The organism is Pseudoalteromonas sp. Isolate3, from assembly GCF_022398505.1.
Classification (GTDB): domain Bacteria; phylum Pseudomonadota; class Gammaproteobacteria; order Enterobacterales; family Alteromonadaceae; genus Pseudoalteromonas; species Pseudoalteromonas apostichopi.
On the sequence record NZ_JAKEVN010000005.1, the window covers coordinates 64856 to 83301 of the forward strand.

General features: G+C 41.1%; 21 protein-coding genes and 2 tRNA genes. 15 read left to right on the forward strand and 8 right to left on the reverse strand.

Annotated features, from left to right (window positions below; all coding sequences use genetic code 11):
* Positions 1-90 precede the first annotated feature (90 nt).
* Entirely contained in the window at positions 91-543 is a 453-nt protein-coding gene (locus L1D46_RS02385; protein WP_239976711.1) for a cytochrome c, read from the forward strand.
* Positions 544-604: 61 nt separating this feature from the next.
* Here L1D46_RS02385 and L1D46_RS02390 read toward each other — a convergent pair whose 3' ends face one another.
* Complete coding sequence (locus L1D46_RS02390; RefSeq protein WP_130050072.1) at positions 605-1255, reverse strand: cytochrome b/b6 domain-containing protein; 651 nt, start codon at positions 1253-1255, stop codon at positions 605-607.
* 151 nt (positions 1256-1406) lie between these two features.
* On the opposite strand from L1D46_RS02390, the gene L1D46_RS02395 reads away from it, so the two are divergent.
* Together L1D46_RS02395 and L1D46_RS02400 are read left to right on the forward strand one after the other, a co-directional pair.
* On the forward strand, positions 1407-2114 hold the full coding sequence (locus tag L1D46_RS02395; RefSeq protein WP_239976713.1) for an AzlC family ABC transporter permease: 708 nt from the start codon (positions 1407-1409) through the stop codon (positions 2112-2114).
* Entirely contained in the window at positions 2111-2410 is a 300-nt protein-coding gene (locus tag L1D46_RS02400; RefSeq protein WP_130050074.1) for an AzlD domain-containing protein, read from the forward strand. Before L1D46_RS02395 ends, L1D46_RS02400 begins: the two co-directional genes overlap by 4 nt.
* Here the strand turns inward: L1D46_RS02400 and L1D46_RS02405 are convergent.
* Complete coding sequence (locus tag L1D46_RS02405) at positions 2407-3561, reverse strand: iron-containing alcohol dehydrogenase (RefSeq protein WP_130050075.1); 1155 nt, start codon at positions 3559-3561, stop codon at positions 2407-2409. The two genes, L1D46_RS02400 and L1D46_RS02405, sit on opposite strands and share 4 nt — an antisense overlap.
* A 160-nt stretch (positions 3562-3721) precedes the next feature.
* Between L1D46_RS02405 and L1D46_RS02410 the strand changes: the two genes are divergently transcribed.
* Together L1D46_RS02410 and L1D46_RS02415 are read left to right on the forward strand one after the other, a co-directional pair.
* Positions 3722-4588, forward strand: coding sequence for a LysR family transcriptional regulator (locus tag L1D46_RS02410; RefSeq protein WP_167658795.1), 867 nt, complete (start codon positions 3722-3724; stop codon positions 4586-4588).
* A 67-nt stretch (positions 4589-4655) separates the two neighbouring features.
* Positions 4656-5138 (forward strand): glutathione peroxidase, encoded by a 483-nt coding sequence (locus L1D46_RS02415; protein ID WP_167658794.1) that lies wholly within the window; start codon positions 4656-4658, stop codon positions 5136-5138.
* 52 nt (positions 5139-5190) lie between these two features.
* On the opposite strand, the gene L1D46_RS02420 is transcribed toward L1D46_RS02415, so the two are convergent.
* On the reverse strand, positions 5191-5379 hold the full coding sequence (locus L1D46_RS02420) for a hypothetical protein (RefSeq protein ID WP_082389337.1): 189 nt from the start codon (positions 5377-5379) through the stop codon (positions 5191-5193).
* Positions 5380-5770: 391 nt separating this feature from the next.
* Between L1D46_RS02420 and L1D46_RS02425 the strand changes: the two genes are divergently transcribed.
* On the forward strand, positions 5771-6571 hold the full coding sequence (locus L1D46_RS02425; RefSeq protein ID WP_167658793.1) for a YggN family protein: 801 nt from the start codon (positions 5771-5773) through the stop codon (positions 6569-6571).
* Positions 6572-6645: 74 nt separating this feature from the next.
* Here L1D46_RS02425 and L1D46_RS02430 read toward each other — a convergent pair whose 3' ends face one another.
* A complete protein-coding gene (locus L1D46_RS02430) occupies positions 6646-8088 on the reverse strand; it encodes a PLP-dependent aminotransferase family protein (RefSeq protein ID WP_130050079.1) in 1443 nt (480 codons plus the stop codon).
* Positions 8089-8189: 101 nt separating this feature from the next.
* On the opposite strand from L1D46_RS02430, the gene L1D46_RS02435 reads away from it, so the two are divergent.
* Entirely contained in the window at positions 8190-9119 is a 930-nt protein-coding gene (locus L1D46_RS02435; RefSeq protein ID WP_239976715.1) for an EamA family transporter, read from the forward strand.
* A 54-nt stretch (positions 9120-9173) separates the two neighbouring features.
* On the opposite strand, the gene L1D46_RS02440 is transcribed toward L1D46_RS02435, so the two are convergent.
* The gene (locus tag L1D46_RS02440; RefSeq protein WP_239976717.1) at positions 9174-10022 is read right to left on the reverse strand and encodes a YegS/Rv2252/BmrU family lipid kinase; all 849 of its coding nucleotides are present in this window, start codon (positions 10020-10022) and stop codon (positions 9174-9176) included.
* Between the two features lie 323 nt (positions 10023-10345).
* On the opposite strand from L1D46_RS02440, the gene L1D46_RS02445 reads away from it, so the two are divergent.
* From L1D46_RS02445 to L1D46_RS02465, 5 genes are all read left to right on the forward strand, one after another.
* Positions 10346-10486 (forward strand): hypothetical protein, encoded by a 141-nt coding sequence (locus tag L1D46_RS02445; RefSeq protein WP_166341396.1) that lies wholly within the window; start codon positions 10346-10348, stop codon positions 10484-10486.
* Positions 10487-10713: 227 nt separating this feature from the next.
* Positions 10714-10804, forward strand: a tRNA-Ser gene (locus L1D46_RS02450).
* 53 nt (positions 10805-10857) lie between these two features.
* Positions 10858-10950, forward strand: a tRNA-Ser gene (locus L1D46_RS02455).
* A 109-nt stretch (positions 10951-11059) separates the two neighbouring features.
* Complete coding sequence (locus L1D46_RS02460) at positions 11060-11560, forward strand: DUF4124 domain-containing protein (protein WP_239976719.1); 501 nt, start codon at positions 11060-11062, stop codon at positions 11558-11560.
* A gap of 68 nt (positions 11561-11628) precedes the next feature.
* Positions 11629-12393, forward strand: coding sequence for an MBL fold metallo-hydrolase (locus L1D46_RS02465; protein WP_130050083.1), 765 nt, complete (start codon positions 11629-11631; stop codon positions 12391-12393).
* Here the strand turns inward: L1D46_RS02465 and L1D46_RS02470 are convergent.
* Both L1D46_RS02470 and L1D46_RS02475 read right to left on the reverse strand, forming a co-directional pair.
* On the reverse strand, positions 12365-13483 hold the full coding sequence (locus L1D46_RS02470) for an aminotransferase class V-fold PLP-dependent enzyme (RefSeq protein ID WP_167658789.1): 1119 nt from the start codon (positions 13481-13483) through the stop codon (positions 12365-12367). The two genes, L1D46_RS02465 and L1D46_RS02470, sit on opposite strands and share 29 nt — an antisense overlap.
* Positions 13483-14652, reverse strand: a complete 1170-nt coding sequence (locus L1D46_RS02475) for a monodechloroaminopyrrolnitrin synthase PrnB family protein (RefSeq protein ID WP_239976721.1) — start codon at positions 14650-14652, stop codon at positions 13483-13485. Before L1D46_RS02475 ends, L1D46_RS02470 begins: the two co-directional genes overlap by 1 nt.
* Before the next feature lie 113 nt (positions 14653-14765).
* On the opposite strand from L1D46_RS02475, the gene L1D46_RS02480 reads away from it, so the two are divergent.
* From L1D46_RS02480 to L1D46_RS02490, 3 genes are all read left to right on the forward strand, one after another.
* A complete protein-coding gene (locus L1D46_RS02480) occupies positions 14766-15227 on the forward strand; it encodes an Lrp/AsnC family transcriptional regulator (RefSeq protein ID WP_130050086.1) in 462 nt (153 codons plus the stop codon).
* Positions 15228-15295: 68 nt separating this feature from the next.
* On the forward strand, positions 15296-16663 hold the full coding sequence (locus L1D46_RS02485; RefSeq protein WP_239976722.1) for an alpha/beta fold hydrolase: 1368 nt from the start codon (positions 15296-15298) through the stop codon (positions 16661-16663).
* Positions 16660-17799, forward strand: a complete 1140-nt coding sequence (locus L1D46_RS02490) for a GNAT family N-acetyltransferase (RefSeq protein ID WP_239976724.1) — start codon at positions 16660-16662, stop codon at positions 17797-17799. The genes L1D46_RS02485 and L1D46_RS02490 overlap by 4 nt, the downstream gene beginning before the upstream one ends.
* Here L1D46_RS02490 and L1D46_RS02495 read toward each other — a convergent pair.
* Complete coding sequence (locus L1D46_RS02495; protein ID WP_130050089.1) at positions 17776-18366, reverse strand: DUF938 domain-containing protein; 591 nt, start codon at positions 18364-18366, stop codon at positions 17776-17778. The two genes, L1D46_RS02490 and L1D46_RS02495, sit on opposite strands and share 24 nt — an antisense overlap.
* Between the last annotated feature and the right edge of the window lie 80 nt (positions 18367-18446).

Consider the following 18446-nt stretch of genomic DNA (forward strand, 5'->3'; position numbering starts at 1 on the left):
AAGATTAACCGCAATACACTTGAATAATACACTAAGCTAAGATACAAACTCAGTTAGTTTATCTTTATGACACCTTAAGGGGCAAAAGGAATGAAATTAAAACAATTAGTATTAGGTGCTATGCTATCGACAATGGCGCTAAGTGCATCTGCAAACTCAGTTTTTGAAGAACCAAGCGATGCAATTGAGTACCGTCAGGCTGCATTTTCAATGATCCGTGTGCAAATTGGCGATATGGGCGATATGTTAAAAGGAAAAGTACCTTTTGATGCAGAACGTTTTCAAAAGCGTGCAAACAATGCAGCAGCGCTATCAAAAATGCCTTGGGAAGCTTTTGTAGCGGGTTCTGATAAAGGTGATACTTCTGCGCTTGCAGCTGTTTGGAGCGACAACGAAACCTTTATGAAAAAAGCGGTTGCTTTCCAGCAATACGCCGATGAATTAGCTGTCGCAGCACAAAGTGGCGATAAAAAAGTTATTGGTAAAGCATTCAGCGCATGGGCTAAAGGCTGTAAAGATTGCCATAAGTCTTTCAAAGACTAGTCTAGTAATAATTTAAACTAAAAAGGCGCTAAGAAGCGCCTTTTTAATGCCTTATAGCAACTTACCCAAGTAAATAGCTGAGCGGCTCAGCACCCCAAGTCGTAAATAACACCACTAAACACACTGCAAAGATAATAAAAGCAATCACTGGTGATTTAGTAACTGGCTCAGTGATTGAGACTTGCTCGCTATTTCCGGTCAACATAGGTTTCACTAAGTTTTTACCCTTAATACGGTAAATAACAATCGCCAAAACGTGCAGCACAATTGCGTACAACAAAATATCAAAATTTAAATGATGTAACCAACCCGCAAACTCTACAGTATCTGAAGAAACATGCTCTACTAGAGGGCCATCCGTTAAAATATCGTCACTGGTCATTAGACCCGAAGTTAACTGCACAATGAGTAAAGCAAAAAAGGCTATCACCATATAACTACCCGCAGCACCATGACCCGCTTTGTGCTCATTGCTTGTAAACGACTTAATAGCAGCAACAGGAGAATGAATGAGCGCAGAGAGCTTCGCCGTTTGACTACCAATAAAACCCCAAATAATACGTGTGATAATAAGCGCCAAGGTAAAGTAGCCTGCAGCAAAATGCAGCTCCAACATACCTTCTTCAGCACTAAAATAGAGTGTTGCGATGGCCGCAACTAATAACCAATGGAAGCTTCTTATAAAGCCATCCCAAACTTTAACTTTAGACATTGTAACTTTCCCTTTAAAAGACGCTAATGACTTGCAGACAGAAATTTCAATAACGGGTTCGGCTATACATTATTACAAACTTCAGTTATTTTGACACACCTCTATTTCAGCTGTTTTGATCTGAGCCATAACAACAAACATGAGCGATAAGATGCATAATTCAACATTAAGAGCCTTACTAAAAGGGTTTTTCGACATGCTTCCTTTATGTCTTGCGGTGTTACCTTGGGGGATTTTATGTGGTTCTTTAGCCGTTCAAAATGGTTTTAGTGCTTTTGAAACACAAGCTATGTCGCTATTGGTATTTGCTGGTTCTGCTCAGCTCGTCGCAATTGAGTTAATGGCTGGAAATACCCCGCTATTAACAATTTTGTTTACTACACTCATTATTAGCTCGCGGCACTTTTTGTATGGTTTAGCTATTCGTCACAAAGTCATAGACCAGCCCTTTCGTTGGCGACTTCCAGTTAGCTTTGTACTTACTGATGAATTGTTTGCTTTTTCGCATCATCACAGAGCGTATAAAACGAAAGTGCGCTTGATTTACGCGCTAAGTGCCGGGTTTAGCTTTTATATTGCTTGGAATATATGGACTCTGCTTGGTATCGTCGCAGGTAGCTTACTACCTGATTTAACGCACCTGGGGCTTGATTTTGCTATCGCTGCCACTTTTATTGCTTTAGTTATTCCTGGTGTAAAAAACCTAGCGACACTAGCTACTGTGATCACAGCAGGTGTTGTTGCAACGCTATTAAAAAGTCAGGGCTTTCAACTTTGGCTTGTCACAGCAGCCCTTATTGCCATGACTGTCGGTTACCTAATTAGTCGCTGGCAAGCAAAAGAGGAGCATACACAATGATGACCACTATTTTATTGATGGCGTGTATCACCTTCTTCACACGTTACTTATTTTTGCACCGCGCATTACCATTTAAAGTTGGCCCGAAAATGCAGCAATTCTTAAGTTTTAGCGCCCCAGCAGTACTTACCGCGATTTGGGTACCCATTGTGTTTATTAATGACGAAGGGATAAATTTAGATTGGCAAAATCCCTACCTAAGTGCTGCAGTAGTATCTGTTATAGTGGCTTATAGAACACATAACATTTACTACACAACACTAGCAGGTATGGGATTATTTATAATCTTAAGTTAAACACTGGCAAGTAAAATTGCGTGGCTTTTCTCAAGTGTAACTTGCTCACGCTCACCTAGAGCCGTCATACCGTGGCGTTCCAGCTGAGCGACAAGTTTATCTGCGACACTTTCATCGAGCTTATAGTCGCTTAAACGAGTTGGCATTTTAACACTATGGAAAAATGCTTCTGTCGCAGCAATTGCGCTATCAATAGCCGCATCTTCATCGCTGATATCAAGGCCTAATACTCGCTCAGCATATTGTAATAACTTGCCACGCTTGGTGTCTTTTTGTTCAGCCATCATACGAGGTAATACAATCGCTAATGTTTGTGCATGGTCCAAACCGTACACCGCGGTCATTTCATGACCAATCATATGAGTCGCCCAGTCTTGTGGCACACCAGCACCAATCAAACCATTAAGTGCCATAGTCGCTGACCACATAATATTCGCGCGTACTTGATAGTTATCTGGCTCAGAGAATGCCTTCGGACCTTCTTCAATAAGGGTCATTAAAATCCCCTCAGCAAAGCGGTCTTGTAATTTGGCACCGACATCATAAGTAAGGTATTGCTCCATTGTGTGCACAAACGCATCAACAATCCCATTAGTTACCTGACGCTCAGGCAATGAGAATGTCACCGCGGGATCTAAGACAGCAAAGCGAGGCCGCACAAACTCACTTGCAAACGGCAACTTATCTTGAGTATCTAAGTTTGATACCACACTGAAAGTGTTTGATTCAGAACCTGTTGCAGGCAGTGTTAGAACAACGCCCAGTGCCACTGCTGATTTCACTTCAGCACCTTTTGCTAAAATATCCCATGGTTCGCCAGCAAACTCAGCCGCAGCAGCAATAAATTTACTTCCGTCCACGACAGAGCCACCGCCGACAGCAAGGATATAGTCAATTTGCTGCTCTTTAACTAGCTCTACAGCTTTCATGCATGTTTGGTAGCTTGGATTTGGCTCAATTCCCGCAAATTCAAACCAAGTATGTTCAATCAATGCGGCTTTAACTTGATCATAAACGCCATTTTTCTTAATGCTGCCGCCACCATAAGTAACAAGTACCTTGGCATTCTTTGGGATCTCGTTTTGAATTTCTTTAATTTGCTGCTCACCAAAATGAATTTTGGTTGGATTCTCAAAGCTAAAATTTAACATGCTTACTCCCTTATATTTGTGAGTATTAATCAGTGACACAACTATTGTAGTTATTTTTATACAGGGATAAAGGGAGCAAATAAATAATCACTTTTGCAGACATGCAATAATAAACCACTTAAACTGCTTTAAATTTACTGAAAAACTTAGGGTAAAGATAATGTGGCAAGGCTTAGAGGAATTTTTATATGTTGTTGAGCACGGCAGTTTTACACACGCAGCTAAAGCTATGGAAGTATCAACTTCACATATCAGTCGGCAAGTACAACAACTTGAAAATCGTTTAGGTTCTGTGCTATTTCAGCGCACCACTCGTAAAATTAGTCTCACTGATGCAGGGCGTGAATACGCTGTTAAGTTAAAAGCTATACGCCAAGAGTTAATTGATGCAAACAATCAATTACAAGGTGAGCAGCGCCAACCAAAAGGACTAATAAGAATAACGGGTGCGGGCGAGTTTGTAGCTAACCAAATCGCCCCCAAAGTCGCAGAATTTGTAAAACGCTACCCTGAGGTAGAGGTCGATCTCGACTTTAATAGTCGCAATGTCAACTTAGTTGAAGAAGGCTTTGATTTAGCCATTCGCTTTGGCAGGATGCAAGACTCAAACTTAATTGCACGCCCTTTATGTAAGCGCGTCATGACCCTCGTTGCTAGCCCTGAATACATAGCCAGTCACCCTTCTCTTAAAACGCCTTATGACCTTGCTGAGCATAACTGCTTAATTACCATGCGAAAGCGCTGGCGATTTAATATTGACGATCAAATTAAAGAAGTTCGTATCGATGGTAATTGGCGTAGCAACCACCCGCAGGCTATTTTAAATGCCGCAGTAGCAGGAGTTGGCATTGCCCATTTAGCGTTAGATATCGTGGAACCTTTTTTAAATAGTGGGCAATTAGTAAGCATTCTTGAAGAGTTTCAGGTTGGCGATAACGCATCTTGGTTAGTCTACCCAAGAAAAGATCTATTACCGTTTCGTGTACGTTTACTAATAGAACATTTAACCAATGCATTTGCTGATTAATATTTGCTCTTTTAGAAATATGACAAGCAAGTTAGAATCAGTGTAACAATAATAAAAAGTTATCATTATGAGCGAATTTCACCAACTCTCTGCCACCAGCCTACAAGGCCAAACTGTCGATTTTTCTGATTTTGAAAATAAGGTCGTACTTGTTGTAAATACAGCGAGTAAATGCGGTTTCACCCCGCAATACGAAGGCTTACAAGTACTTCATGATAAGTACCATGAACAAGGCTTGGTAATAATTGGCTTTCCATGTAATCAATTTGGTAAACAAGAACCTGGTGATGCTAAAGAAATAAAAGAAGGCTGCTTAATTAACTATGGTGTGAGCTTTTTGATGATGAGTAAGGTTGACGTAAATGGCGAGCATGCTCACCCTGTGTTTAGATATCTAAAATCAGAGCTGCCTGGTTTTATTACCCGCAAAATAAAATGGAACTTCACCAAATTTTTAATTGGTAAAGACGGCAAAGCAATTAAACGATACGCGCCACTTACAAAACCTGAGCAGTTCGAATCAGACATTCTTGCCGCTTTGAGCAAGTAATAAGGCCTTAAAGCAATAAAGAGGCAAATAGCCTCTTTATTTAAATTTATGCTTAGTCGTTCAAGTACTCATCAAAGTCGTCATCGCCTAAGTTTCTACGCAAGCGTTTTTGTTCAAGATAGTCTTCCAACTTCTTCTTAACGCGTTGCTTTTTCTTGTCGTGTTGATTACGCCCGACCATTTCGTACTCGTCTTCAACAAAATCGTCATCTAGCGCGTCATAACTAAATGTCTTACCCACAACCCACTCCATAAAGTGTTTGAGACCAATTCTTGAGATTAAAATTTGCTCGATGAATTGGCAAAGATTAAAAAGCTCAGTAGTTATTTAGTATCTAAAAAACCACCAAAATAAAGCCATACACCCATGCTAAATAGGTCATATGTCAATATTGTGAATAAATAGCGCTAAATTTGATTTCTGAAAAGTGAGAGTTTTTTATCGTTTCGATAAAAGTCATTTATGCATGTGTATTTTTTAGTTAATTTGACTAAAAAATGGTTAAAAAATTATTCCGTGCACTTCCAACAAAAACCCTAAAAAACCATAAGCCAATGAAATAAATGAATTTATAATATTTGGCATCCTATTTGATTATATTTTTATGTCATTTCAAACAGGAAAGAAAAAAATGAAAAAGTTATTGTTACTAAGTTCTTTATTTATCGCTACCAGCGCAATGGCTCATAACGATAATGATACAAATATTTCATTCAGCGGTGAGCAATGTGATGTCGAATTTATAAATGATGTGCGTATCACTCCAAGTGAGTTAGAAGTATACACAGCCGATAATCGCAGCATGAAAATCATCGACCAACATACTTTATATATCGATGGCCAAAGCGTATCCCTTAATGCTTCACAACAGCAAGCAATTGCAGATTACTCAGACAGCTTGCGCAGCCAACTTCCTGAAGTAGCTAATATCGCACTTGATGGTGTAAAAATAGCCGGCGTAGCAATCGAAGAAGTATCAAATGCTTTCAACATTGATGGCCTAAGTGACATTTCAGAATTAATGGACGATATCAGCGTAGAAGTGCAAAACGCTTTCTACCAACAAGGTGCGTTCACAATGGGTCAACAAAACTTTGAAAAATTTGGCCAAAACTTTGAAGATCAATTCGATGAGCAAATCGAATCAGCAGTAGAGTCAGCCATGATGCAATCGATGGGCAGTATTTTAGTGGCTCTTGGCTCTGAGCTTTTAGGTTCGGGTGGCGACATGGATGAGTTTGAGCAACGTATGGAAAACATGGGCGCACAAATCGAAGCTCGCGTAGAAACCCAAGCAGCTCAGCTAGAAGAGCGAGCAGATGCATTATGTGGCAGTTTTGCTGATATCGCTCATAAAGAACAAGAATTAGTGGTTCTAGTACCACAGCTAAAAGAATATCAATTATTTACTTTTAAACAGAACGCAGAGTAATTGACCAGTTAAGAAATTAACATCCCTGAACCAAAACACTTGGTCCTTTCGCGCAGAGCTTGCTCTGCGCTTTTTTATTTTTTGGCCAGCACGGTCAGTTGCGATAACGTTTTAATCGCCTGTTCCAAACTTTCAGACCAAGGCAAACCATAGCTTAAGCGAAAACAACTACGGTACTTTTTACCCGCTGAGAATATCAACCCAGGGGTAATACTAATCCCTGCCTCAAGTGCCAAATGAAATAGTTTTACCGCATCATATTGGCTACCAAGATCAACCCAGATAACACAGCCCCCTTGCGGGTTACTAATACGCGCACAACTTGGCATATATTGCTGCAGGCACCAAATCATACGCTCTTTGTTGGTACTTAAGCGCTGTCTAAGCAAACGAATGTTACGGTCGTACTCACCACTGGCTATAAACTCATACAAGGTCCACTGATTTATAAGCGGCGCAGAGCAACTAAGCGCGCGTTTGTGTCGCCTTGCTTGTTCAGCAAACTTACCTGCAATGATCCAACCTATGCGGTAACTAGGTGCGGCTGTTTTTGAAAACGACGCACAGGTGATCACTAACCCCTTTTTTGAATAAGCTTGTGCAGGAGTGGCACGCTTAGCTGTAAAATGTAGGTCGCCATAAACATCATCTTCAATGAGCACCACCTCGCGCTGCTCTAAAAGTGCCACTAATTGCTCACGCTTGGCATCAGGCATAAAACTGCCAACTGGGTTATTTAATGAGGTTGAAAACACACACGCTTTTATATCATGCTCATCGAGTGCTTGAACCAAGTCATCTAGCCATATTCCTTCATCGGGGCACAGCGGTATTTCCAGTGCCTTCAAGCCTAAGCTCTCAATTAATTCAATAATGCCAAAATAACAAGGCGACTCGATAGCAATAACATCCCCGGGTTTAGCAACGCACTTCAGGGCAATAGCCAACGCCTCTTGGGCACCATTGGTGATCACTAACTCATCGCTATCAACCCCAATGCCAAAGTCCAAATAGCGATGAATGAGTTGTTTTTTAAGTGGTGCAAAACCATCCATCGGGCCGTAATTAATTGCCGATGCGCCAGCCAGTGTCATTACTCGGCGCATTGTTCTTGCAAGCGCTTTATCAGTTGGAGCAGCGGCTACTGGGTTAGCAATGCCAAATGGCACCACATTGGCTTTATGGATGGCACCATAAACTTGCTCAATCAATCCTTGCTTGTTTACTGTGGTTGGCTCTCGACTAAGCCTGACTCGCTTTGGCCGAGACTGATTTAACTGAGAAGACTTTAAAAAGTACCCAGACTTTTCTCTCGCTTCAATCAATCCTTGCCCTTCAAGTAATTGATAAGCTTGTTTTACCGTAGGAATGCTAATGTTTAGCTTATCTGCCATTTTTCTGAGCGAAGGTAATTTCTCACCCGGTAATAGCGAGCCCTGCAAGCAAAGATCTCTAACTAGCTGAATAACTTGTTGATATAAGAACTCACTGTTACTGCGACTGATAACTTGTGACATAGCCCACCAAACTGTATAGGTTGCATTTTTAGTTTTCTGTATATGTTAAGTATACAGAAGCAGATTAAAATGAACATACTTTCAATTTTTAGGTACTAACTATGAAAAGCGCCGCTCTCTACCTTGCTACAGTGCTGATCTGGGGATCGACTTGGCTAGCTATTGAGTTTCAACTAGGTGATGTCGCAGTTGAGGTCTCTTTATTTTATCGTTTTGCCATTGCAGCCATTTTAATGTGGACCTTTGTGCTAGCGAAAAAACTACCTATGCAATATTCACTGCGTGATCACGGATTTTTTGCATTATTGGCTTTATTTAACTTTGGTTTAAATTATTTAGTACTGTATTGGGCGCAGAACTACCTCAGCTCTGCAATGGCCTCAATTGCGTTCTCTATGTTGCTATTAATGAACATTATTAATACCAGACTATTCTTCGCAAAGCCGATTGCTAAACGAATTTACTTTGGCGCTTTATTGGGCGTATTAGGTATTGCCATTTTGTTTTGGCCACAAATTCAGCAATTCGACTTGAGTAATGGTGCGTTGGTCGGGTTACTACTTGCGCTATCTGGGACCTTTGTGGCTTCATTGGGTAATATGGTCAGCGTCCGAAATTCTCAGCGCAATATTGGCGTACTTCAGGGCAATGCCTGGGGTATGTTATACAGCGCTTTAAGCCTAGCAGCTTACGTTTTAGTGAGCGATGTTGAGCTTACATTGAATGCCCCGGCCAGTTATTGGATATCGCTCTTGTACTTAGCAGTGTTTGGTACCGTAATCGCATTTGCTTGTTACTTTGCACTACTAAAAAATATCGGCCCTGAGCGCGCAAGCTATGTCATTGTATTATTCCCGCTGGTTGCGGTGGTATTAAGTACCTTATTTGAAGGATTCGAATGGCAAGCGAACACCTTTATGGGATTTAGCCTAGTGTTATTTGGTAATGCTATCGTGCTGACTCCAACTCGACAAATTAAAGCATTTTTTGCTGCACGTAACCTGCAACAAAAAAGCACCGTCCCCAGTTAGAAGTGACTATGTCGCCTCTAACACCAAGCGCTGGCAAATATTGCCGGCGCTTTTTTATGGTACATGAAAACGTAACGCTTGTTTGTGTACCTTAACTTTAGCAGGTGTAAAACCCACAAACTCACCATCGGCTTCAATAACCAACCCTTTCGTGGTTACTTCAGCACTTGTTAAACGGGTATATTCCAGTGCTTGCAAGCGGTGGTGCTTCACTAGCAGTAAATATAAAAAGCTGATCAGGTTTTTCAACAAGCCGCCAGCTGGCATGCAGTAACAGTCCAGTTGACCATCGTTTAACTTTGCCTGAGGGGCAATTTTCAAACCACCTCCAAAGTAGTGATGATTGGCAAAAATCGTCGCTAAATTACTGTAAGAGAGAGCTTTACCATTAAACTTTCCCTGAAGAGGCTGAGCCTGAAATGAAAATAGCTGTTTAATGCCCTGCCATGTATAACCAAACGAGCTAAAATGACCAGCTTTGTTTAATTCGACGACCACTTCAGCGTCAAAACCAATACCCGCAACATTAACAAAATAGCGCTGATTGATTTGGCCAATATCAATTAACTTAGTACGGCTATTGAAAATAGCCTCATACCAAGCCTGTTGCTGACAAGCAAAGCCACGAGCAAAATCATTTCCCGTGCCAGCCGGAATTAGCGCAATAGAACAGCTACTCGTCATTAATGCATTAACAGCTAAATGCAAAGTCCCATCACCACCAATCACCACAACTTGAGTCTGGCTCCTAGCTAAAAGAGCAATTTCAGCGCAATCATTCTCAAAGTTGCCTGTAGTTAAATATAGCTCTGGTTCTATCTCTCTTTTTTTACATTCGTTTAGTAGCCAATCAACACTGTTTTTATGATTTTTTTTGTCACTTGGCTTTATTATTATCAACATCAACGGTTACTTCTTTTCTTACGTGGCGAAAACCCAAGCTCACTCAAATTATATTAATCTGAATAATTAGTCACTTTCTCACTTTAAAAACGCATAAATAAAAATACAAAAAGTTAAAAACCTTTATTTACCTGCACTTCACTACAAACACAACTGCATAACCATGCAAACAAGAGTAAATGCAAAAGCTTAACCCTATGTTAATAAAACACTTTCGGATTAGAAAAAGTTATCTGGCAGACTCAATTTTTATCGTTTTATTTTTGTCCAGTTTGATTGCAAAATACCCACGTTTTCAACCAAACACAACCCGGAGCAAAGTAATGAACCCAATTAATACATTAAACCAAAACGCTGCAACTCATGTTGCCGTAAAACCAACAAACCGCAAAGCTAAAATGTTGGCAAAACTTAATCGCTACGGCAAAAAGTTAGCACTTGGCGGCGCAGTACAACATAAGTAATCCCCAACCATGGTTACTTTTTAGGTGCAGTAAACACCCAACCACTAACGAAGATCCTTCTTTAGCTCCTCCGTTTACTGCCCCATCCCCTTCTTTTCAGTGAAAAACAGCAAAAAATTAAACCTTTTTACAAAAAAACGCCCTCTTTACGCTCAAAAAACAAGCAAACAAACTTTTTCCTATTTACACAGCCGATTCAGCTAAGTATTATTCTCGCATCACGACGTGGAGAGATGGCAGAGTGGTCGAATGCACCGGTCTTGAAAACCGGCAGGGGTTTGTAGCCCCTCTAGGGTTCAAATCCCTATCTCTCCACCACTTATTTTTATTTGCTGATTTATTTCAGCAAATTACAATCAGAATTATGCGTTGGAGAGGTGGCCGAGTGGCCGAAGGCGCTCCCCTGCTAAGGGAGTATAGGGTTTGTAGCTCTATCGAGGGTTCGAATCCCTCCTTCTCCACCATTTTATTGTTAAAAACCGCTTTTAAGCGGTTTTTTTATGCCCAAAAAACTTGCACACCTCATTATATTTCATGCATGCTAAGTATCTATTTGCTACACAAAGTGATGCTATGTTTCGTTTTGCTCTGTTTACTCTTGCTCTATTTGCCAGCACCTACAGCCAAGCCACTATTTATAAGTGCATGATTGACGGGGTTGCCACCTTTACAGAGAAGCCTTGTGGTAAGGATGCTGAAATCGTAAAAATTACACCATCACCAGTAAGTAATCTCACTCCAGCCACAGAGCAAGAACAGAAACAACAAAAACCAACCGACTTAAGTGTCGAGGGTTACTTAAAAATTCAAAAAGCGGATCGCGAAATAGAACGCCTTCAGTTAGAAATCAAAGAGCTGCAAAAACAGCAAAATGAGCGTATTAACAGACTTAATAATATGACCCAAGATGCTGCGAACAGGTTAGGTGCAAAGTCTATTGATGACGCTATAAGTAAACAAAGCAAACGTATTAACACCTACTATAAAAGCCAAATAGCTATCCTCGAAAAGCAAGTAGCACAACTAGAAGAACACAAAAAATTACTCAAAGAACAGAGCACACAGTCCAATTAGCTTAACTTACTAAAACTGGTCAGACATGATATAACAAGTTTGCTGACTAAGTTTAGGAATCAATTGTTTTGCAAATTCACACGCTCGAAGGCTATATTCAAAATATCTATTTGATTGAATATTCAGATAAATTGATGCTACTTGATGGTTGTTGTCGCGCGGATGTTAATACCGTGTTTGACTATATCACCGAGCAACTAAAGCGCCCGATCACAAACTTAAAACTGATTGTAGTAACCCATATGCATCCAGATCATGCAGGTGGGGCGCATGCATTAAGAAAGTTAAGCGGCGCCAAAATTGCCACATCAAATGCCCCTGGACAATGGTATCGAGGCATTGATGGTTTCTTAATGCACTTAACCGATATCGCTTTGGCTTGGTGGGTCGCTGGAAGATTAAATAAAAAGCGTCATAACCTTTGGTATAGTCGTCACCTCGATGCTGATTACTACCTTACAACAGATGAAACCCTACCCGGCTTTGAGGATTGGCAGGCGCTACATAGCCCAGGTCATACCGACCGAGATATTAGTCTATACCATATCCCCAGTGAGCGAATTTACATTGCTGATTTACTAGTAAAAGTAAAAGGACAGCTAGTGCCGCCCTTTCCTGTTTTTTATCCTAAGCTGTATTTGAACTCTTTGCTGATGCTAAAAGCGCTGCAACCAAAACGAATTATGTTTGCCCACAGTAATGAAGTCAGTATTGATGACATCGACTTTGAGCAAATTTTGGCGCTGGTCCCCGAAAAACCAATGACTCATTGGCGTTCAGTAAAAGCAAAAGCCCGGCAAGCACTTAATCTAAAACGCTTTTCACAGTCGTAATAAAAGTGTTTATATCCTGCTGATCATTATAAATATGAGCAGAGACTCTTAAACCTAAGTGACGCTCATCAACAGCAATATTCGCAGCCTCAAGCGCTGCTTTAACAGCCGCTTGTTGCTCACCAAAATGCATAATAGCAGTTCCAGAGCATTTATCAGCTTGCTTTGGAGAGCGCATATAATCAGCTAATTGCTCATGAAACTGTGCGAGCATTGCTAAGTTATGCGCTCGTACTTTCGCAATACCCAGCTCTGCAAAGTAATTAATACTATGCGAAGCCAAAATATAAGGTGCAACTGAAGGTGTTCCCCCCCAAAAGCGCAACGCGGTTTGATGATAAGCAAAGTGCTTAATATCAAATTCAAATGGGTTTTGATGAGAAAACCAGCCAACATCTTGTGGCCGACAAAATGAAAGTTGGTTGCTGTTAACCCATAAATAAGCAGCACCAGGTCCACCACATAACCATTTCACGCTTGAGCCCAGCATAAAATCGGCATCAAGCTTAGTTAAGTCAACCTCTAGAATCCCCGCAGACTGTGCAACATCAAGCAAAGTCAATGTGTTGTGTTGCTTTGCTATATTTATAATTTCACGGATAGGTGCTTGCTGGCCTGTGTTTGAATAAACATGGCTAATGAAGACTAAATCAATTTCATTATTCGCTAAATATGACTGCCAAACGTGAGCATCGGTTAAATCTTCATGTTTTCCAATAAACACGATTTCTGCACTTTCAGGTAAAGCTTTTTGCATTGCAAAGCCCATACTTGGAAAATCACTTTCTGCCATCAACACTTTGCAGTTTTCTTGCTGAAGTCGCGGGTGTGACATCAAAAGCTTGGTTAAGCCACTCGATAAATTAACTTGCGGGCAAAACAACTCCTTTTGCGAGTTAAATAACTTAGCGAGACTGCTTGTAAATGCCTCGACACCTTGCAGCCACTGTTGCCATGGTTCTTTATTTTCATTTTGCCAAGCTGCAAAAAACTGCTGATGGAAGTGCTGCTCAGCTGATTTTAAAGGTCGCCCAACAGAGTGGTTAAGCAAATAGCCGCCTTGTGGAATTACAAAATCGTCTTTGTTCATTACTTAATCCACTGTTTTAATTTAGTTAAATCATCAAAACGGGTGCGAATATCATCACGTTTTGCTGCCGCACGACGATCTCGTAACTGCTCTAGTGAGTTAAGTAACATGTGTAAAGGAGGCCCACTGGCTGTGACTTTATCCATATGCTGTTGCTGCATTTTCTGTGAAGGTTGTGCAATGTATTTACTAACCAATTGATTATGATGCCCAATCGCAGTATCACCATGCAGTTTGCACACTTGAATAAACAGCTTTAAATTAGTTTGTAGCCATTCGCTATCGCGCTCAGCTTCTGCAGCTAAAAAATCATCCATAATACTTGTCATACGCATGCTTTCACGCAAAATTTGCTGATCTTCAGGCATCATATACAAGAATTTATCCACCAGCATTTGCGAGTAGCTAGGTTCATTTGCAAAACAAAGACCAAGTAATAAATCAATGACATTTATGCCCGCAAAATCACCAGCATTAGCACCACGATACACCTCTTTTCCTACTCGATACGGCTTGTAATAAGGGCGCACACAATAGAAGAAGCGGTCTGTATCAAGCTTGTTGTATAACGCATTGTTCGACTCAATAACATCTAGCAGTGCTTGCTTTGCCACTGCGAGTAAATCTGCTGCTATGGGGTGCGATATGCCCAATGGTTGAATTTTTAATAAAGCATCCGCCGCACGCTTATACGCTAAAATACCCTTGGTATTGTAATCAACAAAGATTTTCTCATCTTCAAGGTCAGTAAAGCGCTTATACAAGCCATCAACAGCTTTATTGTGCGTGGTTAAATGCGCAGTTGCGAAACGAGGAGTTACACCAATAGATGCACCAATATGCATTGCCAGTGCTGAGGCTTCGACAAGGGGGGAGGTTGTTTCACGAGAAGGCTCTGTAATCTCATGACGACGGCATGCCGCCATATACAAACCAACATTACCTAATAAATCGAAGGCGTTGTCAAAGCCTTCATCGGTATTACCTTCTGCAAGTAAGGCACGAATATGCTCATTACCTTCTTGCTCTAATTGACGTTTAAGGTCTTCACCTACACCTTCTACATTCGCTTTATCGTCTTGTTGCCAATATAGTTTTTCTAGCGCGCTATTGATCTCAACAAAACGGGTGCGAAGCCAGCTATCAAATGCCTTTGTGTTCTCAGTCACAGGCTCACTCCAAAATAATTATATTGCGATAATGTTAACAGAGTTCAATGAGTGCTAATCGCCAAAATATAGACTAGAATCCATCTAGATTAGTGAAAATCACTCAAATAAAAATGAAATTAGATAAAAAAGACCAACAATTACTTAATGCTTTACAAGATAATGCAAGAACTTCTGTCTCGGAGCTAGCCCATTCTGTCAGCCTGTCAGATACTCCTTGCCTGCGCCGTATTAAAAAACTCGAATCAGCGAATGTGATCAGTGGCTACCATGCTGCCATCAATCCTAAAGCGGTTGATTTAAATGTGTCTGTGTATGCCTTTGTACGCCTAAACCAAAACTCAGTTGCCGCTGCTGAGCAATTTGAACAACAAGTTGAGAAACTTGATCATGTACTTGAGTGTTCTGTTATCTCAGGTAGTTATGATTATCTTCTAAAGATTATTGCCGCTGATTTAGAAAGTTATGAAAGCTTTGTGAAACATAAGCTAGGTAGTATTGATTGTATTGCTAACATCGAGTCGACGGTGGTCTTAAAACAAGCTTTCACTAAGCGTCATTTACCGCTAGCTTGACGCAGCTTGCTTACAAATCAAAGATAACTCGATAAGCTAAAAACAGGCTTTAAAAGGATGCTTAAAATATGAAATTCATCAACTTAGTTGCTATCTCTTGGGCCATCAGTGGGCTATTTAGCAGCCCATTAATGGCACAGCAACAAACCTGCCTTACTCAGCTTGAAGACCAAGCACTAATGATGAAAAGTAAACGCGAAGGGCTGTTTAGAGAGCCATTACCACGCACCCATAGCACCTTTAGCTATAATATCGAGCAAGCATTTAGTGACTATTTAACCGCTGCGTACCTGCAAATTAGCAGCGAAAATCCGCGTGCTAGTTTGCCATGCCCTGTTTATACCGACACCTATCAGCAGCTTGTTGCACAAGGCGCTCGACCAGCAAACGCGACTGTTGCCGATTTAATAAGCCCATTCGAACTAAAACAGGCCGATAGCCGTAAAGCCGTACTCTTAATCCATGGTTTGACCGACTCACCCTTTACCTATCACGACCTTGCACAAGTGTATTATCAACAAGGGTATACGGTACGCACAATTTTACTACCAGGGCATGGTACCGCTCCCGCAGCACTCAGAGACATAAATGCCGATGATTGGCAAAAGGCCAGTGTGTATGCCATTGAACGCACATTAAAAGACTTTGATCAGGTGATTTTAGGGGGCTACTCAACCGGTGCTGCACTGGTTATTGATTACTTAACTCAAGGCCCTGTAGATAATAAAATTACAGCTGCTATGTTGTTTTCACCCGCGAGCGAGCCACACAATAAAAACGGTTGGCTGGCTAAATGGGTCGATGCAATTCCATTTGTGAATTGGATTGATAAAGACGCGGATCTTGATTTTGCCAAGTATGAGTCGTTTCCATTTAGTGCAGCCTCAGCTAGCCACGAAGCAATGAGCCGTATCAGCCTTGATGAGCTTCGTTATCGTCAACAGCCTAATGTAGCAATATTTAGCACCTTTAGTGATGTTGACACCACGATAGATAACCAGGCAACCTTTAAATTACTAGCTAAACTGCACGACCCAAAAACGCGCAAAAATAATCAGCTTGATCGCCTTGTATACTATGGTGACGACAATAACATCCCAGCCAGCTTTCCTGCTGATTACCACATAATCCGTGATGACTGCGATACAGATGATTGTAAAAAAATCAAAGGGATGTCACATATTGGTATCGTTAATAAACCCAGTAACCCTTACTATGGCCGTAAAGCTTTGTACCGAAATTGCGGCAGCTATTTAGATGACGATACGCTTTATACAGCCTGCAAATACCAAGAAGACATTGTGATGGGTGAGCGCACAGCCGAAAATTTACAAGCACACAAACCCTTTGCACGACTCACGTTTAACCCTTATTTCGATAAGCTCGCTATGCATATCAGCAGTTTCATTAAAGATATTGAATCGGCAGCACAATGAGTGAGTTTAACCACCGCTGGTTTAATCAAATAAGCGAGATTGATGCTGCTCTTTGGCAGTCATTTTTTGATGATACACCCTTTACTGATCACGCTTTTTTAGCGGCTCTAGAACAAAGTGGCTGTGTGAGTGAAGAGTCGGGCTGGCAACCCATGCACTTAGCAATTTACCAGCAAGAACAGGTCATAGCCTTACTACCCGGGTATCTAAAACATCATTCTTATGGTGAATATGTATTTGACTGGGCTTGGGCTGAAGCCTACCAACAGCATGGCTTAGGGTATTACCCTAAATGGCTTTGCGGCGTGCCATTCACGCCTATTGCTGGGCAAAGAGTTAGTATTAACTATGCTGATCCTACTGAAGTCTATGCTTACATTCAGCACATACTCACGACAACAGCAGCGCAGTTAGACTGGTCAGGTTGGCATATAAATTTTTGCCACCAGCAGCAAGCGACTGCATTAACTAGCGACACCGTAATGCAACGTCATGGCGTGCAGTTTCAGTGGTTTAATGAAGGCTATAAATGCTTCGAGGATTTTTTAGCTTCACTCACCGCAAGAAAGCGTAAATCGCTCAAAAAAGAACGCGCTAAAATAACTGAACAGCAGATAGCCGTAGAATGGATCGAAGGTGCTGACATCAGCAAACAGCACATGCAGCAATTTAGTCATTTTTACCGCCAAACCTATTTGAAGCGCTCAGGCCACAATGGTTATTTGAATACCGCTTTTTTCGAGTTATTACAGCAAAGCATGGCCGACAAACTGGTGCTAATGTTCGCTAAATATCAAGGAGAGGTGATTGCCGCCACACTCAGCTTTAAAGATCAGAACTGTTTATATGGTCGTTACTGGGGAACGAACTATGAGCTCGATAGTTTGCACTTTGAGCTTTGCTATTACCAAGGCATTGAATACTGCATTACCAACAAACTAAAACAGTTCCACTCTGGCGCGCAAGGTGAGCATAAAATAAGTCGAGGTTTTAAACCTGTATATACCTATTCACTGCATCATATTCAGCACGGTGATTTTGCAGCTGCCATCAGTGATTTTATAATTAGAGAACGCCAACATATGGCGCTCTATAAAGCCCAATGCGAAAGCTTACTGCCTTTTAAACAGCAATAATTGGTTGTTTGCAGGCATTTGCACATCTTCAACAAAGGTTAAGCCAGCTTGCTCAGCGAGTTGGCAAATCGCTTCAAAATCACGAATGGCACTATTTTCATCTTGCTGTTTTAAAAAAGCATCAAATTCAGCATTGCTGGCACTGGTATACTTACCTTGATACTTAAATGGCCCATAAATACACAATTTACCTTTAGCCGCTAAATGCTTTGCTACACCTTGGAAAAAGCTCTCCACAAGCGGCCAGCTAATAATGTGCATCGTATTCGCAGTAAAAATAGCATTCACTGTTTCAACAGGCCAAGGATCATTGAGGTCGAGTGTTAATGGCGCATGCAAGTTAGATAGTTCAGCTTCTTGATGCCACTCTAAAATCCCAGGGTGATTAACCTCGCGATCACTACAATGCCACTGCAAATGTGCTAAATGCGTTGCAAAATGCACACTATGTTGCCCCGTACCAGAGCCTACCTCTAATACATTCGTCACATCAGAAAAGAACTCTTCTAATACGTTTAAAATAGGTAATTTGTTGTTTTCACAGGCTTGAGAGAAGGGTTTATCCATATAAATTAATGCACCATGTTTGGTAATTCGTGCACAACAGTAAAGCAAAAATAAATAGCAAAGTCGCGATGTATTTATTA